Source organism: Tessaracoccus sp. O5.2, assembly GCF_964266725.1.
GTDB classification, from domain to species: Bacteria; Actinomycetota; Actinomycetes; order Propionibacteriales; family Propionibacteriaceae; genus Arachnia; species Arachnia lapidicapta.
Genome location: NZ_CAXWGV010000023.1, coordinates 176,300 through 199,724 on the forward strand (window position 1 = coordinate 176,300; position 23,425 = coordinate 199,724).

Below are 23,425 nucleotides of genomic sequence, written 5' to 3' on the forward strand. Positions count from 1 at the left end.
GCAGAAGTCTCAACCGCGCGGGTCGCGGCCGCCACCACCCGGTCCGCCGCGGCCAGCACCGCGGGCCGGTGGCTCACGATCAGCGCCGCCGCCCCCGTCGCGCGGACGGCGTCGACGGCGGCCGCCTCCGTGTCGGCGTCCAGCCCGGCGGTGGGCTCGTCGAGCACCAGGAACCGCGCGCCCCCGACCCTGATCCGGACCAGCGCCCTCGCGAGCGCCACCCGCCGGCGCTCCCCGGCCGACAGGCCCTCGCCGTCGTCGCCCACCGGCTTGTCGGGCGGGAAGTCCGCGCCCGCGTCGGCGAGGGCGCGGCGGACATCGTCGACGGTGGCGCCAGCCGCGCCGAGCGCCACGTTGTCGCCCACGGTGCCGGCCACGATCCCGGGTTCCTGCCCGACCCACGCCACCTGGGACCGCCAAGTGGCCAGGTCCAGCTCCGCGAGGTCCACGCCGTCGACGCTCACCCGGCCCGACGTCGGAGCGAGGAACCCCATCGCCATTGCCAACGCCGTCGACTTCCCGCCCCCGGACGCGCCGCTCACCGCGACGACCTCGCCCGGCGCGACCTCCAGCGTCAGCCCCTCGACCGCCGGCTGCGCGGCCCCGGGATAGGTGAACGACACATCGTCGAGGCGCAGCGGCCCGACGACGGGAGCCGGGCGGCCGCCCCGCCGCGGGCCCGCCTCGTCGATGATCCGGAATGCGGCGTCGGCGGCGGCGACCCCGTCGGCGGAATCGTGGAAGTGCACCCCGACCTGCCGGACGGGCAGGAACGCCTCGGGGGCGAGGATGAGGACGAACAGCGCCGTGGGGAAGTCGATCTCGCCGTACACGAGCCGGAAGCCGACGGTGACCGCGACGACCGCCACCGACAGCGTCGCCAGGAGCTCCAGCGCGAAGGAGCTGAGGAAGGAGACGTAGAGCGTCCTCATGGTGGCGTCGCGGTACTGCTCCTCGCTGATCTCCACGCCGCGGCGCTGCGCCCGGGCGCGCGCGAACGCCTGCAGGGTGGGCAGGCCCGCGACGAGGTCCGCGAAGTGGTTGGCCAGCCGGTCCGCGACCGCGAAGCTGCGGCGGGTGGCCTTCTCAGTGGTCCAGCCGATGAGCGCCATGAAGACGGGGATGAGCGGCAGGGTGAAGGCGATGATGATCGCCGATCGCCAGTCGGCAAGGAGAATGGCCCCGCCCACGAGGAGCGGGACGGTCGCGGCGAGGCCGAGCTGCGGGAGGTACTTGGCGAAGTACCCGTCCAGCGCGTCGAGGCCCTGCGTGACGATGCGGATCAGCGACGTCGACGTCGTGACCCCGGCGGGGGAGTTGAGGCGGGCGGCGAGGAGGTCGCGGCGGAGGTCGGACTTGACGGCCGCGGCGGAGCGGTGAGCGAGGGTGGCGCTGAGCCAGGACAGGATTGCGCGGCCGGCGAATACGGCGGCCAGGACGGCGAGCGCCGCCGGCCAGCCGGAGGGGAGTGCGCGGGTGGTGAACGCGGTGGTCACCCAGTCGGCCAGGACGCGGGCCTGCACGATGAGCAGCGCCGCGGTGGCGACCCCCACCAGCACCGTCGCCCCGAGGAACCACCGCGTGGCGCGGGCGCGCTCGAGGAGTCTGGGATGGATGGGTCCGGCCACCCCGTCAGTCTTCCACAGCGTTTCGGGGCCGCCGGCCCCGGCTGGGTGGGTGGGGTTTGAGCAGATGGCACGGGTCGACGGGGCCCATGCGCTCAGCCTGAGCGTGCCGGACGTCACGAGTGGTGCCATCTGCTCAAACCCCCCAGCCCACACCGGGCCGGGGAATGAACAGATGCCCGCCGTCGTTGTGCAGGCGACGCGGGCCGCCGCCCGCACCCCGCGACACCGACCGGAAGACCCCAGATGAGCTCCACTCTCGAGATTCACCCCTCCGCTGCCGCCGCCGCGCCCATCCGGCTCAGCCGCGTCCCCGCCGTGGTCGACGATGTCACCGTCCGCCTGGTCGCTGGCGTGGTGGTCGCCGTCGGCGCGACAGCGCTCCTCACCCAGCAGTGGTGGCTCTACGCGCTCCTGTTCATCGACTTCGCCCTCCGCTCGGCACTCGGTCCGCGCTGGAGCCCGGTCGCGCGGATCGCCACCGCGATCCGGCCGCTCGTCCCCGCCGCACCCCGGTCGACGGCGTTCGCGCCCAAGCGGTTCGCCGCCGGCATCGGGGCCGCGATGACCGCCGTCATCACCGGGCTGTGGGCCGCCCACCTCGCCACCGGGGCCGAGGCCCCGCTGGTGGCCGCGACGGCGCTGGCCGTCGCCATGATCGTCCTCCCCGCACTGGAGGCGGCCCTGGGCTTCTGCGTCGGCTGCGTGATGTTCGCGGGCCTCATCCGCGTCGGCCTCATCCCGGCCGACGTCTGCGTCGACTGCGCGCCATCCGCGAAGCGCCGCGGCTGACCCACCGACCCCACCACGACGACGGGCCCGGCAATCAGCCGGGGCCCGTGACGTGTGACGCGGATCAGGCGACCGCCGACACCTCTTCGGGGATGTTCTTCGTCGAGATGCGCCGGCTGAACACCCAGTACGACCACGACTGGTACGCCAACACGATCGGCACGAAGATCACGGCCGCCCACGTCATGATCGTCAGGGTGGTGTCGGACGACGCCGCTGTGATGATGTTCAGGCGCTCCTCCACCGGCCGGCTCTCGTCCTGCGCGAAGCCGAGGTTGCCGTACATCCGCAGGAACATGCCGATGAACAGCGTCAGCACGGTGGTCCCCGTGAGGATGAAGCCCCACCCGTCGCGGCCCTTGCGGATCATCACCGTCGCGCCGACGATCGCCAGGATGGCGACGATGCCCGCGGCCCAGGCGGCCAGCGAGAAGTCGCCGAACTCCGAGGTGGCCGGGTAGAACACGTTCTGGCTGATGACGTACAGCGCCACCAGGACCGCGGCGCCGAAGCCCACGCGGCCGCCGAACGCCTCGGCCCGCTCGTGGATGTGCCCCTTGGTCTTCAGCGCGATGAACGCCGACCCGTGCACGAGGAACAGCACGACCAGCATCACGCCGCCCAGCAGCGCGAACGGCCCGAACAGGCCCCAGAACGAGCCGTTCCAGAGCAGGCCGTCGTTCGCGAGGCCGATGACGAAGTTGGCGAACCCGACGCCGAACACCAGCGACGGCAGGAACGAGCCGACGATCGCGAACCAGTCCAGCATCGCGCGGAACCGGGTGCCCGGGTGCTTCGAGCGGTACTCGAACGCGACGCCGCGCAGGATCAGGCCCACCAGCACCAGCAGCAGCGGCAGATAGAGGCCCGAGAACAGCGACGCGTACCAGCCGGGGAAGGCCGCGAACATGGCGCCGCCTGCAGTCAGCAGCCACACCTCGTTGCCGTCCCAGACGGGGCCGATCGTGTTGACGACGACGCGACGGTCGCGGTCGTTCTTGCCCAGGACGGGGATGAGCATCGCGACACCGAAGTCGAAGCCCTCGAGGAAGAAGAAGCCGAGCCACAGCACGGCCACCAGCAGGAACCAGACCATGGGCAGCGTCGGCACGGAGACGGTCTCCAGCAGAATGTTCATCTAGCAGCCTCTCAGTACGCGAAGGTCATGGGGGCGTCGGGATCGGTCTGCAACTCGACGGGCGCGACGTCAGGCAGGCCCGCCTTCGCGTACTTGAGGAACAGCCACACCTCGATCACGGCGAGCCCGCCGTAGATGAGGGTGTACACGATCATGGAGAACAGCACCTCGGCCGGGCTCGCCGTGGGGGACACCCCCGCCGCCGTCGGCATCACGCCGGCGACGATCCACGGCTGGCGTCCCATCTCGGTGAAGATCCACCCGAACGAGATGGCGAACAGCGGCAGCAGCGGCATCGCGAACATGGCCCATGTCCACAGCCTCGACGGCGCCGGCAGCTGGTCCTTGCGGGTCATCCACAGCGTGAACAGCGCGATCGCGGCGCCGATCATGCCCAGCCCGATCATGAGCCGGAACGTCCAGTACGACACCGGAACGATGGGCATCGGGTCGAGGCCCGGGTAGTTCGCCGCGAGTTCCTCGGCGTACTGGGCCTGGATGGACGTCTGCGAGCCGTCGAACTGGCGGAAGCCCTGGGTCTTGTACTCCTCGCGGAGATCGTTGATGCCCTTGACCTCCTCGAGACCCGACAGGATCGACAGCAGGCCGGGGACCTTGATCGCGAACACCTCCTCGGTGCCGTCGAGGTTGCCGATGGTGAGGATCGAGAAGGGGGCGTTGCGCTCGGTGTCGAACAGCGCCTCGGCGGCAGCCATCTTCATGGGCTGCACCTGCGTCATGGCCTTCGACTGCAGGTCGCCCGTGATCACGGTCACGACGGAGGCGGCCAGCATGACCCACGCGCCGAGGCGCACGGCCGAGCGGTAGCCGCCGGTGTCGCCGGGCCGCTGCTCACCGTCGCGACGGATCTTGGCGAGGTGCCAGCCGGCGATGCCGGCCATCAGCCCGCCCGCCACCATGTACGACGACGCGATGACGTGCGGGAACGTGACGAGGAGCACCGGGTTGGTGAGGACCTCGAGGAAGCCCGCGACGCCGTCGAGTTCCGCGCGCCCGTTGTTGAAGACGGTGCCGACGGGGTTCTGCATCCACGAGTTGGCCGCGAGGATGAAGATCGCCGACACCATCGTGCCGATGGCGGCCATGTAGATCGCCAGCAGGTGGAGCTTCTTGGGCAGCTTGTCCCACTCGAAGATCCACAGCCCGATGAACGTGGACTCCAGGAAGAACGCCAACAGCGCCTCCAGCGCGAGCGGGGCGCCGAACACGTCGCCCACGAAGCGCGAGTACTCGGACCAGTTCATCCCGAACTGGAACTCCTGCACGATGCCCGTGACCACGCCGAGGGCGAAGTTGATGAGGAACAGCTTGCCGAAGAACTTGGTGAGCCGCAGATAGGCGTCCTTGCCTGTGCGGACCCACATCGTCTGGAGGACGGCCACCAGCATCGACATCGCGATGGTGATGGGCACGAAGAGGAAGTGGTAGACGGTGGTGATCCCGAATTGCCACCTCGCCAGGGTCACAGCATCCATGATCGGACCCTACTACCCCCGGTCGTATTTCGCCAACGGATCGGGCGCGGCGGCCAGGGCCTGCCCCTATGCTTGGCGCATGCCGTCGCGTGGAGAACTTGAGCAGCGGGTCATGGAGCTGCTGTGGGCCTCCGACGTGCCCCGATCAGTGTCCGACGTCCACGCTCTGCTCAGCCACGAGCGGGAGCTGGCCTACACCACCGTGATGACGGTGCTGGACCGGCTGGCGAAGAAGGGGCTGGTGTCGCGGGAGTTAGTGGAGCGCGCCTGGCAGTACCAGCCGACGGCGTCGCAGGCCGAGGTCGTGGCGCGCGACGTCGAGCGCATGCTCGCCCCCATCTCCCCCGAGGTCCGCGTCGACGCGCTGCGCCGGCTCGCCGCGACCCTCAGCGAGGACGAGCGCGCGGCGCTCGCTCAGCCGGCCGTTCCCGCCTGAGCGGCGCCGCCGTCGCTCACTTCCCCGACGTGCGGGTGCCGGCCTTGTCCTTCTTGCCCGCACGCTTCTTGGCGGCGCCCTTCTTCCGCCGCTTCGTCCGGGACGAGCCGTGGGCGAGGGCGTCGGCGGCAGCATGGATCTCGCCGCTCTCGGCAGCAGCCTCCTCCGCGGCCGCCTTCGCCTCGGCCTGGGACTCGGCGAACGCTTCGGGGGACATCGTGGCGGCCAGCCGGCGGCGCTGGACCTCGGCCCGCCAGCGCGGGCGCGGCCACTCGAGATCCATCTCCGCGAGCGTCCGTGTGATGATCTCGGTGGCGGCCAGCCGCGAGTACCACTTCCGGTCCGCCGGCAGCACGTACCAGGGCGCATGGGCGGTCGAGGTGAGACGGAACACGTCGTCGTAGGCGGCTTGGAAGTCGTCCCACTTCAGACGGGTGTCGATGTCGCCCGGGTTGTACTTCCACCGCTTGTCAGGGCGTTCGATGCGCTCCATCAGGCGCTTGCCCTGCTCGTCGTGGGAGACCATGAGGGCGAACTTGAGCACGACGGTGTCGTCGTCGACGAGGGCCCGCTCGAACCGATTGATCTCGTCGTAGCGCTTGCGCCACACCTCCTCCTCCACCAGCTCCTCGACGCGGACCACGAGGACGTCCTCGTAGTGCGAGCGGTCGAACAGGCCGATCAGGCCCGGGCGGGGGAGGGCGCGCTTGATCCGCCACAGGTAGTGATGGCGGCGCTCCTCCGGGGTCGGGACCCCGAAGCTGCGCAGCGCGACGCCCTGCGGGTCGACCATCCCCATGACGTGGCGGGCGATGCCACCCTTCCCCGCGGTGTCCAGCCCTTGGACGATGATGAGCAGCTTGCGCGTGCCGCCGGACCGGCCATGGGCGAAGAACCGTTCCTGGAGCTCCGACAAGAGATCGCCGCGGGCCTTCATCACCTCCTTCGCCTGCGCTTTGTCTCCCGCCCATGCGGGGGTGCCGGCACGGTCGAAGGTGGCGAGGTCGAAGTCGGGGCCCACGCGCAGGGCGCTGCGCGGGTCCTCGGTCCACAGGTCGGTCATGGCGGTCCTTCCGTCAGGGATCTCCCATTGTTGCCCGAGAATCGGCCGGCCCGGGGTCATTCGCCGCCGGTGAGGCGCCGTCGATTGCGGCCCGACGACACCCAGCGGGCCAGCGCGCCGCCCTCGTGCAGCAGCTCCAGGCGGCGCTGGGTGCGCTCGACGAGGTCCGTCCGCACGGCCATCAGCAGCTGGTCGTGTTCGTGCAGGCGGGTGGTGCGGTCGGGGACGAGGACCTCGTCGCCCCGGATGATCATCGACAGCACGGCGCCGCGCGGCAGGCGGAGGTCGTCGGCGTACATGCCGCCGAGGCGACTGCCCTCGGGCACCGTCACCTGCACCAGTGAGGCGTCGATGCCCTCAAGCGGGGAGGAATCGAACGCCACCGCATGCGGCGAGATCGCTTCCGTGACATCCATGCGGCGGGCGAATCGCGGCAGGGTCGGGCCCTGGAGCAGCGTGAAGGTCACGACGAGCAGGAACGTGACGTGGAACATGTAGCTGGCGCCGGGCAGGCCGTTGGTGAGCGGGACCATGGCCAGCATGATGGGCACGGCGCCGCGCAGCCCGGCCCACGAGGTGAAGGCCTTCTCGCGCCAGGGGACCTTGAACGGCGTGAGGCACAGCCACACCGAGATCGGGCGCGCGACGAACGTCAGCACGGACCCGATGACCAGGGCGTCGACGACGGCGTGGGGGAGTTGATCGGGGGAGGCCAGGAGGCCCAGCATGATGAACAGGGCGATCTGCGCCAGCCAGCCGAGCGACTCCGTGAAGCCCTCCGTCGTCGAGTGGTGGGGGAGTGCCTGGTTGCCGAGCCAGATGCCGGCGACGTAGGCGGCCAACAGCCCCGAGCCACCTGCCACACCCGCCCCGGCGAAGGCGACCATCGCGATCGTCAGGGTGGCCAGCGGGTAGAGGCCGGCCGACGGCAGGGAGATGCGGCCGAGAAGCAGCTGCCCGAGCCGGGCGACGATCAGCCCGATGATGGCGCCCGCGACCAGCTGGAAGACGGCCGTGCCGATCATCGCGGCGATCGATCCCTCGGCCCAGGCGTCGGAGGCGACGACGCTGACCAGGACGATCGTCGGAGGGTCGTTGAACCCGGATTCGCCCTCGAGCGTGGCCCGCACGCGCCGCTTGACGGGCAGCCGGCGCAGGATCGCGAACACCGCGGCGGCGTCGGTCGAGGAGACCATGGCCGACAGCAGGATCGCGGTGCGCAGATCCAGGCCGAGGATGACGACGGCGAGGGTCGCGGCGACCGTGACGCTCACCAGCACGCCGCCGGTGGCCAGGAGACCGGCGCGCAGCGCGACGGGGCGGAGGTCGGCCCACCGGGTGGTGAAGCCCCCGTCGGTGAGGAGGACCGCGACGGCGATGGTGGCGAGGTTGAACGCGAGCTCCGCGTCGTCGAACCGGATCCCGAGGCCCGCCTCCCCGATGATGAGCCCGATGCCCAGGTAGAGGAGCATGCCCGGCATGCCGCTGCGGGACGCCACGCGCACGGCGATGACGCCGGCGAGGAAGATCCCGGACACCGCCAGCACGACGAGGTTGAGCTCCTCGTAGGTCATGGGCGGGCTCTGCGCATCGTGGACCCTTCAGCCGGTGGGCACGAGCTTAGCGGGCCGGGCCCCTGCGCTCCCGCCCCTGGCGCCTGCCTTGGTGCGGACCGCCTGCGCTGGGGTTTCCGGCGCCTGTCTTGGTGTGCATCGCCTGCGCTGGGGTTTCCGGCGCCTGTCTTGGTGTGCATCGCCTGCGCTGGGGTTTCCGGCGCCTGTCTGAGTGCGCATCGCCTGCGCTGTAGGGCAGGCTTCGCGAGGGAAGGCAGGCGTCGGAGCAGGAAGGCAGGCGTCGTGCGGGAAGACAGGCGTCGGAGCAGGAAGGCAGGCGTCGTGCGGGAGGGCAGGCGCGATCAGCCGACGGCGAGCCTAATCTCGTTGCGCCAGGGGTCGAGCACGGTGAGTGTGCGGCCGTCGAGCGTCGGCCGGTGCCCGGCGAAGCGGAGCCGCTCGTCGGCCTTGGCCAGCTCCTCGACGGTGGGCACCAGGATGTCGACGACGCCCATGCCCAGCGTGTTCTGGCGTGGTCCCGCGCCCGCGGAGTTCCACACGTTCATGGCCATGTGGTGGTGGTACCCACCGGCTGCGACGAACAGCGCGGAGCCGCCGAGCGCCGCGGTCTGGTCGAACCCCAGCGCATCGACGTAGAACGCCTTCGCCGACGCGATGTCGCCGACCTGCAGGTGCACGTGCCCGAGCTCCGCCTGCGTCGGCGGCAGCGCCGTCGGATCCACACCCGCGAGGTGCGTCGACACGAACTCGGCCGGGTCGATGTAGAGCGTGGCCATCTGGACCTGGTTCCCGTGCCACTGCCACTGGTCGCGGGGGCGGTCGTGGTACAGCTCCACCCCGTTGCCCTCCGGGTCCGTGAAGTAGAACGCCTGGGACACGAGGTGGTCGCCGGTGCCCGCGTAGGTGTGCGGGTACCGCTCGTACATCCGCACCAGCGTGGCGGCGAGGGCCGGCAGCTCCGCGTACAGGACCGCGGTGTGGAACAGGCCGGCGTCCGAGCGCCGCGACGGCCGGAGCTCGCGCGATTCCGTCAGCCTCACGATCGGCGTCCCGCCGTGGCCCAGCGTCACGGCCCCGGGCTCGTCGGAGAGGGGGTCCAGGCCGACGCCCTCGGTGTAGTAGGCGAGCATGCCCGGCATGTCGCGGACGCGCAGCTCGAGGCGACCCATGTGGGTGTCGGCGTGAAGGCTCATGCCTCCAGTCTAAGGTTGAAGCTTCAACTAAGCAAGGGATGCCCGCTCATTGGCCGGCGCCGCCCAGTGCGCCGGGTCCTCGAGTACCCGCTCGAGGGCGACGTAGGCCGCACCGAACGCCGGCGCCGCGTGGTCGGGCGTGGCGGCGAGGAGCTTCGGTTCCGTGAAGGGGCGCGCCAGCAGCCGGATGTCGAGCTCCTGCTGCACCAGCGGGCGGTACTCCTCGATGAGCACGGCGAGGTCGCCGCCCAGGACCACCGTCGTGATGTCGAGCAGGTTGCCCGCGTTCGCCAGTGCCAGGCCAAGCGCGCGCCCGGCGGCGCGCACGGCGTCGACGGCGGCGGGGACGCCGTCGAGGTAGGCCTGGCGGACCTCCTCGATCGTCGCGACCCCCACCATCTCCGTGAGCGCCCGCGTGCCCGCGTAGCGCTCCAGGCAGCCGGTGGCGCCGCAGCCGCACTGCGGGCCGTCGGGGTCGATGCACGTGTGCCCGATCTCGCCCGCCCACCCGCGGGTGCCGAGCGAGACCGATCCGTTGATGACGAGCGCCGACCCGATGCCGACCTCGCCAGACAGGTAGAGGAAGGCGTCGAGCCCGCCCGGCCGGCCCGGACGCTCATGGCCGACGAAGATCGCCGCGCAGTCGGCCTCGTTCGCGACCCCGTAGTCGACCTCGTCCACCTCGGGCAGCCCGCCGTCGCGCAGCAGCGGCCTCGGGTCGACGTCGTGCCAGCCGAGGTTGGGCGCCCGCAGCACCATGTGCGACGCCGCGTCGACCAGGCCGGGCACCGCGAGCTGGACCCCGACGAGCGTGGCGTCGACGGGCAGGTGGGCCAGGCACTCGCGGGCGAGTCCCGCCACGTGCGCGAGGGCCTCGGCGGGGGAGCGGCCCACGTTGTCTCCGGTGGCGTCCGCGGCGGCGACGACCGTGCCGGCGAGGTCGACCAGTCTGGCCGCGCTGTGGCCGACATTGATCTCGAGTCCCAATGCCATCAGCGTCCCGCCGCGCGGATGCAGCGGCGTGGCCGGGCGGCCGCGGCGCGTGCTCGGGAGCGGGCTCGATTCGGACAGGATGCCCGCGGCGACGAGCTCGTCGACCATTCGGGATGCCGTCGAGCGGGTCATGCCGGTGGCCTTGGCGACGTCGGCCCTAGCCGGCGCGATATCGCTGGCGAAGACGTGTCGCGCGACCAGCGACAGATTGCTGGCGCGGAGGCTGCCTTGCCTGGCGACGCCGGCGGTGGGGTCGAAATGCGTGCGCATGCACTTGACTCTAGCCCAGATCCGATATAAGTTCAGAACGAAAACAAAACTTCGATCTCTCAACGAGGAGACCACCATGGCAGACCAGCAGTACAAGTTCTCGTTCGGCCTCTGGACCGTCGGCTGGCGGGGCACCGATCCGTTCGGTTCCGACACCCGTCCGGAGTTCGACCCGTGGCACTACGCCGACAAGCTCGCCGAGCTCGGCGCGTGGGGCATCACCTTCCACGACAACGACATCTACCCCTTCGACGCCGACGAGGCCACCGCCAAGGGCCGCATCAAGCAGCTCAAGGACGCCGCCGACAAGTCCGGCCTGACCATCGAGATGGTCACCACCAACACCTTCAGCCACCCCATCTTCAAGGACGGCGGGCTCACCTCCAACGACCGCTCCGTCCGCCGCTTCGGCCTGAAGAAGATCCTCAACGCCGTCGACATCGCAGCCGAGGTCGGCGCCTCCACCTTCGTGATGTGGGGCGGCCGTGAGGGCGCCGAGTACGACACCAGCAAGGACTACTTCGCCGCCCACGCGCGCTACGCCGAGGGCCTCGACACCATCGCCGGCTACATCAAGGAGCAGGGCTACGACCTGAAGATCGGTCTCGAGCCCAAGCCCAACGAGCCCCGCGGCGACATCCTGCTGCCGACCATCGGCCACGCGCTCGGCCTCATCGCCACGCTGGAGAACGGCGACATCGTCGGCCTCAACCCCGAGGTCGGCCACGAGCAGATGGCGAACCTCAACTACACCACCGGCCTGGCGCTGGCGCTGTACACCGGCAAGCTGTTCCACATCGACCTCAACGGCCAGCGCGGCCTCAAGTACGACCAGGACCTCGCGTTCGGCCACGGCGACCTCATGAGCTCGTTCTTCACCGTCGACCTCCTGGTCAACGGCTTCCCGGCCAGCCCTGACGCTCCCCGCTACGAGGGCCCGATCCACTTCGACTACAAGCCCAGCCGCACCGAGGGTGTCGAGGGCATCTGGGACTCGGCGCGCGCCAATATGGAGACCTTCACGCTGCTCGCCGAGCGCGCCCGCTCGTTCCGGCAGGATCCCGCCGTGCAGGAGCTCATGCGCAAGGCGTCGATCTTCGAGCTCGCCGAGCCCACGCTCGCCGAGGGCGAGACGGTCGCCGACCTCCGCGCCGCCGAGATGCCCGACGCCGACGAGAAGGGTGCCCGCGAGTACCACTTCGTCGAGCTGCAGCAGGCCGCCGTCCGTCACCTCCTCAAGGCCTGAGGGAGGAGCCGTGACGCTGGTCGCCGGCGTCGACACGTCGACGCAGTCGTGCAAGGTCCTGGTGGTCGACGCCGAGAGCGGTGAGATCGTCCGCCAGGGCGCAGCCTCCCATCCCGACGGGACGGAGGTGCACCCGGACCACTGGTGGACCGCCTTCCAGTCCGCGTCCGCCGCGGCGGGTGGCCTCGACGACGTCGCCGCGATCAGCGTCGGCGGCCAGCAGCACGGCATGGTCGCGCTGGATGCCTCCGGTGAGGTCATCCGCCCGGCCCTGCTCTGGAACGACACCCGCTCCGCCGGCGCCGCCCGCGAGCTCCGCGAGGAGTTCGACGGGTGGGTCCCGGCGGTGGGGTACCTGCCGTTGGCGTCGTTCACCAACACCAAGCTCCGCTGGATGGCGGACGCCGAACCCGACAACGCGGCCCGCGTGGCGGCGGTGGCGCTGCCGCACGACTGGCTGACCTGGAAGATCCAGGGATCCGGGGTTCTGACGGATCTCGTGACCGACCGGTCCGACGCCTCGGGCACCGGCTACTTCGACTCGGTTACCAACGAGTACCGGCGGGACCTGCTGTCGCTGGCGCTGCGCCGCGACGCGTCGTCGGTGATCCTGCCGCGCGTGCTCGGGCCCTCCGAGGGCGTCGACGGCGGGCGCTGGGTGCTCGGTCCGGGCTGCGGCGACAACGCCGGAGCGGCCCTCGGCCTGGACCTGCGCCCTGGGCAGACGAGCGTGTCGCTGGGGACGTCGGGCGTGGTCGCCGCGGTGTCGGCGACGCCGGCCTACGACGAGTCGGGGCTGGTCAACGGGTTTGCCGACGCGTCGGGCTCCTGGCTGCCGCTGACCGCCACCCTCAACGCCGCCCGCATCCTCGACGCGGCGCGTCGGGTGCTGGGTGTGGACTTCGACGAGCTGTCGCGGCTGGCGCTGTCGGCTCCCTCCGGGGCCGAGGGGTTGGTCATGGTGCCGTGGTTCGAGGGGGAGCGGACGCCGAACCTGCCAGATGCGACGGCGTCGCTGGTGGGCATGACGCTCAAGAACTTCACCCCCGAGAACGTGGCGCGGGCCGCCGTCGAGGGCCTGCTGTGCCTGATGGGCGAGGGGCTGGAGGCGATCCGTCGCCTCGGCGTCACCATCGAGCGGGTCAGCCTGATCGGCGGCGGCTCGAAGTCCGATGCCGTTCGGCGGCTGGCGCCCGAGGTGCTCGGCGTGCCCGTCGACGTGCCGGCTCCGGCCGAGTACGTCGCCCTCGGCGCGGCGCGGCAGGCGGCGTGGGCGCTGACGGGGTCGCGGCCGGCGTGGGAGTCGTCGTCGACCGAGACCTACGAGGCGGAGTCGCGGCCGGAGATCGGGGAGCGCTACCGCGAGGTCGCGGGCCGCCTGGTCGAGTCCAACGGCTGGTGATCCCGCAAGGGCCGCCCGCCCCGGTCCCTGAGGAGCCCGGCGCCGTAGGCGCATGGCGTCTCGAAGGGGCGTGACTGTCACGTCAGGTCAGGGGGCGGCCAGCGGTGATCGACGCCTGCGGCGTCGGCTTCGAGACTCGCCCGCGACGGCTTCGCCGTCGGGGCGCGACCTCAGCGAGCGGGACAGCGACGGCTTCGCCGTCGGGGCGCGACCTCAGCGAACGGGGTACCGACCCGTCAGGCGGCGGTCTCCTCCTCGATCGCCGCGTTGAACTGGCTCTGGTAGAGCTCGTAGTACGCCCCCCGCGACTCCAGCAGCTCGTGGTGCGTCCCCTGCTCGACGATGCGACCCTCCTCCATGACCAGGATCAGGTCGGCGTCACGGATGGTCGACAACCGGTGCGCGATGACGAACGACGTCCGCCCGGTCCGCAGCGCCGCCATCGCGTGCTGCACCAGCAGCTCCGTGCGCGTGTCCACCGACGACGTCGCCTCGTCGAGGATCAGCAGCGCCGGATCCGCGAGGAACGCCCGCGCGATGGTGATGAGCTGCTTCTCACCAGCCGACACGTTCGAGCCCTCCTCATCGATGACCGTGTCGTACCCGTCGGGCAGCGAGTGCACGAAGCGGTCGACGAACGTGGCCCGTGCGGCGGCGAGGATGTCCTCCTCCGTCGCGTCCGGACGGCCGTAGGCGATGTTGTCGCGGATCGTGCCACCGAACAGCCACGTGTCCTGCAGCACCATGCCGATGTTGCCGCGCACCTCGCCGCGGGCGACCGACGCGATGTCGACGCCGTCGATGAGGATGCGGCCGCCGTCGAGGTCATAGAAGCGCATGATGAGGTTGACGAGCGTGGTCTTGCCCGCCCCCGTCGGCCCGACGATCGCGACGGTCTGCCCGGGCTGCGCCGTCAGCGACAGGTCCTGGATGAGCGGCTGGTCGGCCTTGTAGGAGAAGCTGACATGGTCGAAGACCACATCACCCCGCGACACCTTCAGCTCACCCGCCGGCTCCTCGGTCATCTCGTCGGCGTCGAGCAGCTCGAACACCCGCTCCGCCGACGCGACGCCGGACTGCAGCAGGTTCGCCATCGACGCCACCTGCGTGAGCGGCTGGGTGAACTGCCGCGAATACTGGATGAACGCCTGGACGTCGCCGATGTTCATCCGCCCCGACGCCACCCACAGCCCGCCGACGACGGCGATGACGACGTAGTTGAGGTTCCCCACCAGGAACATCACCGGCATGATGATCCCGGAGATGAACTGGGCGCCGAAGCCCGCCTTGTATAGCTCCTCGTTGCGGCGCCGGAACTCGGCCTGGACCTCCTTCTGCCGGCCGAACACCTTCACCAGCGAGTGGCCGGAGTAGGCCTCCTCGATGTGGGCGTTGAGCTCGCCGGTGGACTTCCAGTTCTGGGCGAACAGCTTCTGCGACCGCTTGCCGATGACGGAGACCACCACCATCGCGATGGGCACTGAGATGAGCGCGACGAGGGCGAGGATCGGCGAGATCCAGAACATCATGATGAGGACGCCGATGACCATGAGCAGCGAGTTCAGCAGCTGCGACAGCGTCTGCTGCAGCGTCTGCGACACGTTGTCGATGTCGTTGGTGACCCGGCTCAGTACCTCGCCGCGCGGCTGCCGGTCGAAGTACACCAGCGGCAGCCGGTCGAGCTTCTCCGACACTTCGCGGCGCATCTGGTAGATCGACTTCTGCACCGCGCCGTTGAGGACCCAGCCCTGGATGTAGGAGAAGACGAACGACACGACGTAGAGAACGAGCACGAGCAGCAGCACCGAGCCGATGGCGCCGAAGTCAATGCCTTCGCCCGGGACGAAGTCGAGGTTGCGCAGGAGGTCGGCGAAGTCGGTGTTGCCTTCGGCGACCGCACGGTCGATCACCTGCTGCTTCGTGACGCCCGCGGGCATCTGGCCACCGATGATGCCCGACAGCATGATGTCGGTGGCGCGGCCCAGGATCTTCGGTCCGACAACCGACAGCGCCACGGACAGCACGCCGAGCGTCACGGCCAGGAGGATCCCGGCGCGCTGCGGCCGGAGGTGACCGAGGAGCCGGCGCACCGACACCTTGAAGTTCGCCGCCTTCTCGCCGCTACCGGCCATGGGGCCGTGACCGGGGCCACGGTGCGTGGGGGCGTGCTTGGGGCGCTCGTTGGCCTTGACGGGGACAGCCTTGTTCTCGCTCATGCGGCGGCCTCCTCGGCACTCAGCTGGGATTCGACGATCTCGCGGTACGTCGCGTTGGTGGTGAGCAGTTCCTCGTGCGTGCCGCGCCCGACGATCTCGCCGTCGTCGAGGACGAGGATGAGGTCGGCGCCGGTGATGGTCGAGACGCGCTGGGCGACCACCAGGACCGCGGCGCTCGCGGTCTCGGGCCGCAGCGCCGCGCGGAGGCGGGCGTCGGTCGCGACGTCGAGGGCCGAGAACGAGTCGTCGAAGATGTAGACGCTGGGCTTCTTCACCAGCGCCCGGGCGATCGCGAGCCGCTGCCGCTGACCACCCGAGACGTTGGTGCCACCCTGCGCGATCTCGGACTCGAGCCGGCCCTCCTTGTCGAGCACGAACGGCTCGGCCTGCGCGACGCGCAGCGCGTCCCACAGCTCCTCGTCGGTCGCGTCCGGCTTGCCGTAGCGCAGGTTGCTGGCGATGGTGCCGGAGAACAGGTACGGCTTCTGCGGGACGAGACCGATCCTGGCCCACAGGGTGTCGGGGTCGAGGTCGCGCACGTCGACGCCGTCGACCAGCACGCGCCCTGCCGTCGCGTCGAACAGCCGCGGGATGAGGCTGATCAGCGTGGTCTTCCCGGAGCCGGTGGAGCCGATGATCGCGGTCGTGGTGCCGGGGGTGAGCTCGAAGGAGATGTCCCGGATGACCGGCTCCTCGGCGCCCGGGTACGCGAAGCTGACGCGGTCGAACAGGACGTGGCCGCGCTCGCCGGAGGGCGCGACGGGGCTCGCGGGCGGCGCCACGGAGGAGTCCGTCTCCAGGACCTCCATGATCCGGTCGGCGCAGACGGCCGCGCGGGGCGCCATGACCAGCAGCATCGTCGTCATCATCACGGAGATGAGGATCTGCATGAGGTAGGAGATGAAGGCCGTCAGCTGCCCGATCTGGATGTCGCCGGACTCGATGCGCTGCGCGCCGAACCACATGACCCCGACCGTGGACACGTTCATGATCAGGCCCACGAACGGGAACAGGAAGGCCATGAGGCGCCCGACCTTGGTGGCCGTGTCGACCAGCTCGGCGTTGGCGGTGTCGAACCGGCGCGCCTCGTGCGGCTCCCGCACGAACGCCCGCACCACCCGGATGCCGGTGATCTGCTCGCGCAGCACCCGGTTGAGGGTGTCGATCCGTTTCTGCATGAGCTCGAACAGCGGGCCCATGTTGACGATGAGCACGACGATGCCCGCGCCCAGGATGACGACGGCCGCGAAGATGATCCACGACAGCCCGGCGTCCTCGCGTAGCGCCATGATGACGCCGCCCACCATCGTGATGGGCGCGCCGACCAGCATGATCGCGGTCATCAGCACCAGCATCTGGACCTGCTGCACGTCGTTGGTCGTGCGGGTGATGAGCGACGGCGCCCCGAAGCGGTTGAGCTCGCGGGCCGAGAAGGACAGCGCGCGCTCGAAGATGGCGGCCCGGACGTCGCGGCCGAACTGCATGGCCGTGTTGGCGCCGGCCCACACGGCCCCGATCTGTGCCGCGCCCTGGACGGCCGACAGCAGCAGCATGACGCCGCCGGTGCCCCAGATGAAGTCGGTGTCGCCCGTGACCACGCCCTCGTCGATGATGCGGGCGTTGAGGGTGGGGAGGTAGAGCGACATGATCGTCGCAATGGTCTGCAGCACGATGACGATGCTGAGCAGCCCCCAGTAGGGCCGGATGTAGCGGTTGATGAGCCGCGCTAGTCGCTGGAGCATGCGGAGTCCTTTCGGAGCGCCCCGTGGAGCGCGAGGCGGGCGAGGTCGTCGAGGGTCAACGACGAGGCGACGAAGCGGGAGGCGTGGCCGACGGCGAACGTGCGCAGGAGTGTGGCGAAGGCGTCGAGCGGGATCGTGATGATGTCGCGGTAGGGGGCGAAGTGGTCCGTCATCCAGGCGTCGAGCTCCGCGGTCCGGGCCTCGAGTTCGGTGCGGGCGCACTGCGCGGCGTGGGGCGCGGTGTGTTTCGCGGCCCCGTGGGCGGCGATGAACATGGTGTGCACCGAGTGGAGGTACTGCTCGATGAGCTCGATGGCGGTGCGGGTCTGAGCCTCGATCCCGCCGGTGAGCGGGGTGTCGGCCAGCCGCTTGGCGAGCCTGTCGGCGGAGAGGGCCTCGCTGATGGTGACGGAGATGAGGTCGTCGAGCGAGTCGAAGACGCGGAAGATCGTGCCCTCGGCGACACCGGCCGCCTCGGCGACCATGCGCGTGGTGAGGGCCTCGCCGTGTTTCTCCAGGAGCGGGATGCTGGCCTCGACGATGGCCGCGCGGCGCTGCTCGGGGGGCATGGGGGCGGCTCGGGTCACCGGGTGAGTCTAGTGAGTGAACACTCACTCATCAAATGCCGGTGTCGAGCCGGCGCGACGGATCGCCACACCGGAGTGTGGCCGAGGACGGGCACGCAGACCTCAGCGCCTCCGTCTTCAAGCGCGACGGCAGGGTCGAGGCGCTGTCCGTCCGGGGGGTCAGGTCAGCGGGGGACTAGGGCTGTTTCGTCCACGACGGCGGCTCGTCCTTGCCCGACTCCTCGGCCTTCTTCGAGTCCTCCGCCGTCTTGTGCACGGCCCCCTTGGCGTGGTGCGACGGCGCGTAGACGACGTAGAGCTGCATGGGCTCGTCGCCGGTGTTGACGATGTCATGCCACGTGCCTGCCGGCACCTGGACGGACCAGCCGTCCTCGACGTCCACCTTGACGTTCAACTCGTCCTTGCTCGGGCCCATCAGCACGCGGCCCTTGCCCGCGTCGAGGCGGACGAACTGGTCCGTGTCCTCGTGGACCTCAAGGCCGATCGATTGCGCCACCGGAATCGACATCAGCGTGACCTGCAGGTACTTCCCGGTCCACGCGACGGTGCGGTAGTTGGGGTTCTCCTTGGTGGCGGTCTCCAGGTCGAAGACGTTGGGTTCGGGCCCGTTGTCGGTGATCTTCTTCATCAGTGCTCCCTCCGGTCGTGCTCTCCACACTAGCCGAGCGCGTGGGTCGGCGAGGCGGGATCGGACGCCGTCAGGGCGCCAGCCGCGCCAGCTCGGCCGAAAGGTTGGAGCGCGCCCGCGACTCCCACCGTCGGCGCCCCTCGGCGGTGCGGAACAGGGGGTCCGTCGCCAGCAGCCCTCGCAGCACCTGCGAGCGCCCGGCCCGCCAGGCGTCGTCGTCGACATGGGCATAGTCCAGGCGGACGTCGCGCACGTAGACGTGGTAGCGGCCGGGGATCTGCCCGAGGATCGACAGGTCGGCGTCGGACAGCAGCGACCCCTGGGCGTCGCTCGGGGAATGGGTGGCGGTCATCCGCACCAGCGCCGCGACGGTGGCGACGTCGTCGGCGGGCAGCAGCGGGCTCAGCTCCCGTTCGGCCAGCGCGGCGGAGGCCTCCTCGTCGCGGCCGGGGAGGCCGTCGTACACCGCGTCGTGGAACCAGGCGGCGAGCTCCACGACGGGGTCCGACCCGCCGAGCTCGCCCAGGGCCGCCAGGCACTGCGCCAGGTGGCGCACGTCGTGGTAATGCCGGTGCGGCTCGGACCAGCGGGTGAGGAGGTCGTCGCGCAGGGCTGAGGGGAGCCCGAGCCGGTCCCACGCCTGGACCGCCAGGGCCCGGGCGGCAGGCCGGGTGGGGGTCTTGTCGCGCGGGCGGACCCGGAGCCCCGAGGCGGCGAGCCTCCGGACCAGCTCCCGCTCCCCGACGGCGACCGCGCCCAGCGCGACGAGCTCCGCGTGCCGCGAGGCGGGGACGTCGTAGTGGTCGTGGTCGAAGGCGCGCGGCGGGATGCCGGCCGTGGCCGCGAAGTCGTGCAGCTCGTCGAGCGACGCGTCGGAGACGAGGTGCCCGAACAGGGTGCCGTGCGCCGGCCAGCGGGGCGGGTCGATCAGCACGGCCATCGTCAGATCCCGGATCAGCCGCCGGCGAAGGGCGGCAGGACGTCGAGGACGGCGTCGGCCGGCAGCGGTGTCGCGGGGTCGTCGACGTAGCGGCCGTCGTGGAGGACCGAGCTGACGTCGAGCACCCGCGTCAGCGGGTTCCCGTGCCGGGTGCGCAGGTCGTCGAGCAGGACGCCCAGCGTCTGGGCGCTCACCTGTTCCTCATCAGTGCCGGCGGCCTCGGCGGCCGCGGCGAAGTACCTCACCGTCGCCATGGGTCCAGTCTCGCAGATCGGGTGGCGGATGCCGTCGGTCAGTACCGCGGGTAGGCGGGGTCGATACGTTCGGCCCAGGCGAGCATGCCGCCGTCCATGAGCCGCACGTCCGGGTGGCCGAGCGTGAGCAGGTGCTCCGCGGCCCGGCGCGCGCGCGGGGCCACCTTGCAGTAGACGATGACCGGCCCGGCGGGAAGCGCCTCGAGGTCGGCCCACGCGAGCACGTCCCCGAGGGGAACGGCGAGGGACCCCGGCAGCGTGCCCAGCGCGTGTTCCGCGGGCTCGCGGACGTCGAGGAGGGTCGGGCGGGCGGGGTCGTCGAGGATCGCGGCGACGTCTTCGACACTCAGCACGGGATAGGTCACGGTCGGCTCCTTCGCGGGGCGGTGGCGGGGCAGGGACGGTGCCGGGCGGAGCGGCACCTCGCGCGTGCGCTGGGTCAGGGCGTCGATGAGCAGGATCCGGCCCACGAGCGGCTCCCCGAACCCGCAGATCAGCTTGACGGCCTCGGCGGCCATGATGGATCCCACCTGCCCGACGAGCGCGCCCAGGACGCCGGCCTCGGCGCACGACGGGACGTCCTCGGGGCGCGGCGGGACCGGGTAGAGGTCGCGCAGGGTGACCGCCTCCGCTCGGCCCGGGACGAACGACGACACCTGCGCGTCGAAGCGCAGCACCGCGGCCCACACCACCGGCAGGCCGAGCTCCGCACAGGCATCCGCGACGGCGTAGCGGGTGGGGAAGTTGTCGGCCCCGTCGAGCACGAGGTCGTGGCCGGCGAGAAGGTCGCGGGCGTTGTCGGGCGTGATCCGGGCGCGCCGGGTGACGATGGCGACGTCGGGGTTGAGACCACGGACGAAGTCCGCAGCGGAGTCGACCTTGGGCAGGCCCACGGCGTCGTCGCGGTGGATGATCTGCCGCTGGAGGTTGCTGGCGTCCACGACGTCGTCGTCGATGACGGTGAGGTGCCCCACCCCCGCCGCCGCGAGGTAGGCGAGGATGGGGCTGCCCAGCCCGCCGGCCCCCACCACCGCGACCCGTGCCGCGAGCAGCCTGCGCTGCGCCGCGACGCCCATGCCGGGCACGAGGATGTGTCGCGAATAGCGGGTGAGCTGGGCCGGAGTGAGGTCGTCGCCGGGCTCCACGAGCGGGGGGAGGGTCACCCCGCCGAGCCTACCCGCGGCTGCCGGGTGCCTCAGACGCTGGCGCGCTCGATGAGTTCCATCTCGAGGACCACGGTCCTCGGCGGCTCGCCGTCGACCATGGCGAGCGCGAGCTCGGCCGCGATGCGGCCCTCGTCGCGCATCGGCTGCCGCACCGTCGTGAGCGGGGGCCTGGACGTCGCGGCGACGGCGTGGTCGTCGAAGCCGATCACGGAGACGTCCCGGGGGACCGACCGGCCGGCCAGTTCGAGGGCCGCGATCGCGCCGACGGCGATCCGGTCCGATCCCGCAAGCAGTCCGTCGATGTCGGGATGCGCCTCCAGCAACCGGCGCATCGCGTCGCACCCGGAGCTGGAGTCCCACCCCGTCGACACGCTGAGGTCGTCGTCGAAGATCCCGTCCAACGCCTGGCGGTAGCCGACGAGGCGGTCCGCGGCGGCGGGGTTGTCGAGCGGGCCGTTGATGACGGCCACGCGCCGCCGGCCGCGTTCGGCCATGCGGGCGCCCGCGAGCCGGGCGCCGCGGACGTCGTCGGCAAAGACGCTGGCGAAGATCCCTTCGTACGGCTGCCCCTCGAGCTGGCCGCACAGCACCACGGGAAGGGTTCCGCCCTTGAGCGCCTCCAGCATGTCCCCGCCGACGTAGGGGGAGATGTCGATGACGGCGTCCACGGTGTGGCGCTCGAAGTGCCGGAGGGCGCGCCGATGCTCGGCGTCCGAGGAGGCCTGCAACAGGATCGGCAGGGTGGGGGTCTCGGCCAGGCCCTCGGTGATGCCGCGGAGGATCGACGCGTACGTCGGATCCTGGAACAGTTCGTCCAGCGGCTCGGTGACGAGGATCGCCACGGACTCAGCCCGGCCGACAGCGAGGGCCCGCCCCTGGGCGTTCATGACGAACCCCGTCTCGCGGACGGCGTCGCGGACGCGCCCCTTGGTCTCCTCCGTGACGAGGGGGGAGTCGTTGAGCGCCCGCGATGCCGTCGCCCGCGACACCCCTGCCACGCGCGCCACATCGCCGATCGTGACGCTCGGGCGGCCGGGGCGGGGGGCTCTGGGCACGGGACTCCTTGGGCTCGGGTGTCGCTCATCTTCTCATGCGGTCCGGAGCGGTCGTCTGGGCATCCCGCCAGAGGGATCGTTCAAGTCCGAAATAGCCCCGGTCCGATTCTTACGGTCGCGTAAGTTACGGTACCGTAGGGATATCTTGTTCCGCGTTGTCGAGGAGAAGCCGGTGCCCATCACACATCCCCCTACCGTCATTCAGGGCGGCATGGGCGTCGCGGTGTCGTCGTGGCGTCTGGCCCGCGAGGTGTCGCAGTGCGGCGAACTCGGCGTCGTCTCGGGAACGGCCCTGGACGGCGTCCTCGCCCGCGTCCTGCAGGACGGGGATCCCGGCGGTCATCGTCGGCGGGCCCTGGCCCACTTCCCCTCCCAGGCGATGGTCCAGCGCGTGATGGATACCTACTTCCTCGAGGGCGGCCGCCCGCCCGGCAAGCCCTACCGTCCGCACCCCACGCTCACGATCTCGCCGCGACGCGCGGCCATCGAGCTGAGCGTGTTGGGCAACTTCACCGAGGTGTGGCTGGCCAAGGAGGGCCACGACGGCGTCGTGGGCATCAACATGCTGGAGAAGATCCAGACGGCCAACCTCTCGGCGATCCTCGGCGCCATGCTGGCCGACGTCGACTACGTCATCATGGGCGCCGGCGTCCCGCGCGAGATCCCCCGACTGCTGACCGAGTTCGCGTCCGCGCGCACCGGTCACCTGACGATCGACGTGGTCAACGCGACGACGACGCACCGGGCCGCCCTCAACCCGCGCACGGTCCTCGGCGACGACCTACCCCCGCTGCGGCGCCCCAACTTCCTCGCGATCGTCACCCTGCACGTGCTGGCCGACTACCTGAACCGCGACCCCGAGATCCGCCCCGACGGCTTCATCGTCGAGGGACCCCGCGCCGGCGGGCACAGCTCGCCGCCGCGCGGGAAGGTGGAACTCGACGAGGCCGGCGACCCCATCTACGGCCCCCGAGACGACGCAGACCTGGCCAAGATCGCCCGGGTCGGGCTGCCGTTCTGGCTCGCCGGTGGGTATGCGACGCCGGAGAAGGTCGCCGAGGCGCGCGCCTCCGGCGCGGCAGGAGTGCAGATCGGGACGCTGTTCGCGCTCGCGGACGAGTCCGGCCTGACCCCCGAGCTCCGGAACCAGCTCATGACGGAGTTGGAAGCCGACGACCTCTCGGTCCGCAACGACCCCCGCGCCTCACCGACCGGATTCCCCTTCAAGGTGGCGCAGTTGGCCGACACGCTGTCGGAGGACGAGGTGTACGAGCAGCGGGAGCGCATCTGCGATCTCGGCTACCTGCGCGTCCCCGTCGAGCGGCCGGACAAGTCGATCACCTACCGGTGTCCCTCCGAGCCCATCGCACCCTACCTGCGCAAGGGCGGCAGCGTCGAGGAGACGGTCGGGCGCAAGTGCCTGTGCAACGCGCTGATGGCCAACATCGGCCTCGGCCAGCTGCGCCCCAGCGGCTACCAGGAGCCGCCGGCCGTGACGCTCGGCCAGGACCTCGAGGGCGCCCGGGAGCTGTCGCGGCTGCACCCCGGTGGATGGACGGCCCGCCAGGCCGTCGATTGGCTCCTCCCCGCCTGAGTGACACTTTTCTCG

At 70.9% G+C, this 23,425-nt stretch carries 19 protein-coding genes and 1 pseudogene; 5 read left to right on the forward strand and 15 right to left on the reverse strand.

All coding sequences use genetic code 11. From position 1 onward, the window contains the following. Window positions 1-41: 41 nt before the first annotated feature. Window positions 42-1,757, reverse strand: a pseudogene (gene cydD, locus ACFQPD_RS09235) (thiol reductant ABC exporter subunit CydD); the annotation flags it as partial. Window positions 1,758-1,871: 114 nt separating this feature from the next. Between cydD and ACFQPD_RS09240 the strand changes: the two are divergent. Next, window positions 1,872-2,417, forward strand: a complete 546-nt coding sequence (locus tag ACFQPD_RS09240; RefSeq protein ID WP_385900270.1) for a DUF4395 domain-containing protein — start codon at window positions 1,872-1,874, stop codon at window positions 2,415-2,417. A gap of 64 nt (window positions 2,418-2,481) precedes the next feature. On the opposite strand, the gene cydB is transcribed toward ACFQPD_RS09240, so the two are convergent. Together cydB and ACFQPD_RS09250 are read right to left on the reverse strand one after the other, a co-directional pair. Beyond that, window positions 2,482-3,555, reverse strand: coding sequence for a cytochrome d ubiquinol oxidase subunit II (gene cydB, locus ACFQPD_RS09245; protein ID WP_353081180.1), 1,074 nt, complete (start codon window positions 3,553-3,555; stop codon window positions 2,482-2,484). A gap of 11 nt (window positions 3,556-3,566) precedes the next feature. Continuing rightward, window positions 3,567-5,051 carry a cytochrome ubiquinol oxidase subunit I gene (locus ACFQPD_RS09250; protein ID WP_385900272.1) on the reverse strand — a complete coding sequence of 495 codons (1,485 nt, stop codon included), beginning with the start codon at window positions 5,049-5,051 and terminating at the stop codon, window positions 3,567-3,569. 79 nt (window positions 5,052-5,130) lie between these two features. On the opposite strand from ACFQPD_RS09250, the gene ACFQPD_RS09255 reads away from it, so the two are divergent. Further along, the gene (locus tag ACFQPD_RS09255; RefSeq protein WP_385900273.1) at window positions 5,131-5,487 is read left to right on the forward strand and encodes a BlaI/MecI/CopY family transcriptional regulator; all 357 of its coding nucleotides are present in this window, start codon (window positions 5,131-5,133) and stop codon (window positions 5,485-5,487) included. Window positions 5,488-5,503: 16 nt separating this feature from the next. On the opposite strand, the gene ACFQPD_RS09260 is transcribed toward ACFQPD_RS09255, so the two are convergent. The 4 genes from ACFQPD_RS09260 to ACFQPD_RS09275 all read right to left on the reverse strand — a co-directional run bounded on the left by ACFQPD_RS09260 (window position 5,504) and on the right by ACFQPD_RS09275 (window position 10,580). Further along, window positions 5,504-6,550 carry a PPK2 family polyphosphate kinase gene (locus ACFQPD_RS09260; RefSeq protein WP_385900274.1) on the reverse strand — a complete coding sequence of 349 codons (1,047 nt, stop codon included), beginning with the start codon at window positions 6,548-6,550 and terminating at the stop codon, window positions 5,504-5,506. Between the two features lie 56 nt (window positions 6,551-6,606). Continuing rightward, entirely contained in the window at window positions 6,607-8,124 is a 1,518-nt protein-coding gene (locus tag ACFQPD_RS09265) for a potassium/proton antiporter (protein ID WP_385900275.1), read from the reverse strand. Between the two features lie 341 nt (window positions 8,125-8,465). Next, window positions 8,466-9,317 (reverse strand): VOC family protein, encoded by an 852-nt coding sequence (locus tag ACFQPD_RS09270; protein ID WP_385900276.1) that lies wholly within the window; start codon window positions 9,315-9,317, stop codon window positions 8,466-8,468. A gap of 27 nt (window positions 9,318-9,344) precedes the next feature. Beyond that, window positions 9,345-10,580 carry an ROK family protein gene (locus ACFQPD_RS09275; protein ID WP_385900277.1) on the reverse strand — a complete coding sequence of 412 codons (1,236 nt, stop codon included), beginning with the start codon at window positions 10,578-10,580 and terminating at the stop codon, window positions 9,345-9,347. A 76-nt stretch (window positions 10,581-10,656) separates the two neighbouring features. Here ACFQPD_RS09275 and xylA point away from each other — a divergent pair, with 76 nt between their 5' ends. Together xylA and xylB are read left to right on the forward strand one after the other, a co-directional pair. Beyond that, the gene (gene xylA, locus ACFQPD_RS09280; RefSeq protein WP_385900279.1) at window positions 10,657-11,826 is read left to right on the forward strand and encodes a xylose isomerase; all 1,170 of its coding nucleotides are present in this window, start codon (window positions 10,657-10,659) and stop codon (window positions 11,824-11,826) included. 10 nt (window positions 11,827-11,836) lie between these two features. Beyond that, entirely contained in the window at window positions 11,837-13,228 is a 1,392-nt protein-coding gene (xylB, locus tag ACFQPD_RS09285) for a xylulokinase (RefSeq protein ID WP_385900280.1), read from the forward strand. Between the two features lie 236 nt (window positions 13,229-13,464). On the opposite strand, the gene ACFQPD_RS09290 is transcribed toward xylB, so the two are convergent. The 8 genes from ACFQPD_RS09290 to ACFQPD_RS09325 form a co-directional block, all read right to left on the reverse strand. Further along, window positions 13,465-15,444, reverse strand: coding sequence for an ABC transporter ATP-binding protein (locus ACFQPD_RS09290; RefSeq protein ID WP_385900281.1), 1,980 nt, complete (start codon window positions 15,442-15,444; stop codon window positions 13,465-13,467). After that, a complete protein-coding gene (locus ACFQPD_RS09295) occupies window positions 15,441-17,186 on the reverse strand; it encodes an ABC transporter ATP-binding protein (protein ID WP_068751922.1) in 1,746 nt (581 codons plus the stop codon). Before ACFQPD_RS09295 ends, ACFQPD_RS09290 begins: the two co-directional genes overlap by 4 nt. Beyond that, entirely contained in the window at window positions 17,171-17,773 is a 603-nt protein-coding gene (locus tag ACFQPD_RS09300) for a TetR/AcrR family transcriptional regulator (protein WP_385900283.1), read from the reverse strand. The genes ACFQPD_RS09295 and ACFQPD_RS09300 overlap by 16 nt, the downstream gene beginning before the upstream one ends. 175 nt (window positions 17,774-17,948) lie before the next feature. After that, the gene (locus ACFQPD_RS09305; RefSeq protein ID WP_068751924.1) at window positions 17,949-18,401 is read right to left on the reverse strand and encodes a cupin domain-containing protein; all 453 of its coding nucleotides are present in this window, start codon (window positions 18,399-18,401) and stop codon (window positions 17,949-17,951) included. 70 nt (window positions 18,402-18,471) lie between these two features. Next, the gene (locus ACFQPD_RS09310) at window positions 18,472-19,341 is read right to left on the reverse strand and encodes a DUF4031 domain-containing protein (protein ID WP_385900285.1); all 870 of its coding nucleotides are present in this window, start codon (window positions 19,339-19,341) and stop codon (window positions 18,472-18,474) included. Between the two features lie 14 nt (window positions 19,342-19,355). After that, window positions 19,356-19,595 carry a MoaD/ThiS family protein gene (locus ACFQPD_RS09315; RefSeq protein WP_353081195.1) on the reverse strand — a complete coding sequence of 80 codons (240 nt, stop codon included), beginning with the start codon at window positions 19,593-19,595 and terminating at the stop codon, window positions 19,356-19,358. 38 nt (window positions 19,596-19,633) lie between these two features. After that, on the reverse strand, window positions 19,634-20,758 hold the full coding sequence (gene moeB / locus ACFQPD_RS09320) for a molybdopterin-synthase adenylyltransferase MoeB (protein ID WP_385900287.1): 1,125 nt from the start codon (window positions 20,756-20,758) through the stop codon (window positions 19,634-19,636). Window positions 20,759-20,790: 32 nt separating this feature from the next. Then, window positions 20,791-21,816 carry a LacI family DNA-binding transcriptional regulator gene (locus ACFQPD_RS09325; protein WP_385900289.1) on the reverse strand — a complete coding sequence of 342 codons (1,026 nt, stop codon included), beginning with the start codon at window positions 21,814-21,816 and terminating at the stop codon, window positions 20,791-20,793. Window positions 21,817-21,988: 172 nt separating this feature from the next. On the opposite strand from ACFQPD_RS09325, the gene ACFQPD_RS09330 reads away from it, so the two are divergent. Further along, complete coding sequence (locus ACFQPD_RS09330; RefSeq protein ID WP_385900291.1) at window positions 21,989-23,410, forward strand: nitronate monooxygenase; 1,422 nt, start codon at window positions 21,989-21,991, stop codon at window positions 23,408-23,410. The last annotated feature ends 15 nt before the right edge of the window (window positions 23,411-23,425 follow it).

What these genes read in the sequence shown, in the direction of transcription:
- ACFQPD_RS09240 (WP_385900270.1), top strand. Translation starts at nt 1,872, where the DNA reads ATGAGCTCCACTCTCGAGATTCACCCCTCCGCTGCCGCCGCCGCGCCC.
- cydB (WP_353081180.1), bottom strand. Translation starts at nt 3,555, where the DNA reads ATGAACATTCTGCTGGAGACCGTCTCCGTGCCGACGCTGCCCATGGTC.
- ACFQPD_RS09250 (WP_385900272.1), bottom strand. Translation starts at nt 5,051, where the DNA reads ATGGATGCTGTGACCCTGGCGAGGTGGCAATTCGGGATCACCACCGTC.
- ACFQPD_RS09255 (WP_385900273.1), top strand. Translation starts at nt 5,131, where the DNA reads ATGCCGTCGCGTGGAGAACTTGAGCAGCGGGTCATGGAGCTGCTGTGG.
- ACFQPD_RS09260 (WP_385900274.1), bottom strand. Translation starts at nt 6,550, where the DNA reads ATGACCGACCTGTGGACCGAGGACCCGCGCAGCGCCCTGCGCGTGGGC.
- ACFQPD_RS09265 (WP_385900275.1), bottom strand. Translation starts at nt 8,124, where the DNA reads ATGACCTACGAGGAGCTCAACCTCGTCGTGCTGGCGGTGTCCGGGATC.
- ACFQPD_RS09270 (WP_385900276.1), bottom strand. Translation starts at nt 9,317, where the DNA reads ATGAGCCTTCACGCCGACACCCACATGGGTCGCCTCGAGCTGCGCGTC.
- ACFQPD_RS09275 (WP_385900277.1), bottom strand. Translation starts at nt 10,580, where the DNA reads ATGCGCACGCATTTCGACCCCACCGCCGGCGTCGCCAGGCAAGGCAGC.
- xylA (WP_385900279.1), top strand. Translation starts at nt 10,657, where the DNA reads ATGGCAGACCAGCAGTACAAGTTCTCGTTCGGCCTCTGGACCGTCGGC.
- ACFQPD_RS09290 (WP_385900281.1), bottom strand. Translation starts at nt 15,444, where the DNA reads ATGAGCGAGAACAAGGCTGTCCCCGTCAAGGCCAACGAGCGCCCCAAG.
- ACFQPD_RS09295 (WP_068751922.1), bottom strand. Translation starts at nt 17,186, where the DNA reads ATGCTCCAGCGACTAGCGCGGCTCATCAACCGCTACATCCGGCCCTAC.
- ACFQPD_RS09305 (WP_068751924.1), bottom strand. Translation starts at nt 18,401, where the DNA reads ATGAAGAAGATCACCGACAACGGGCCCGAACCCAACGTCTTCGACCTG.
- ACFQPD_RS09310 (WP_385900285.1), bottom strand. Translation starts at nt 19,341, where the DNA reads ATGGCCGTGCTGATCGACCCGCCCCGCTGGCCGGCGCACGGCACCCTG.
- ACFQPD_RS09315 (WP_353081195.1), bottom strand. Translation starts at nt 19,595, where the DNA reads ATGGCGACGGTGAGGTACTTCGCCGCGGCCGCCGAGGCCGCCGGCACT.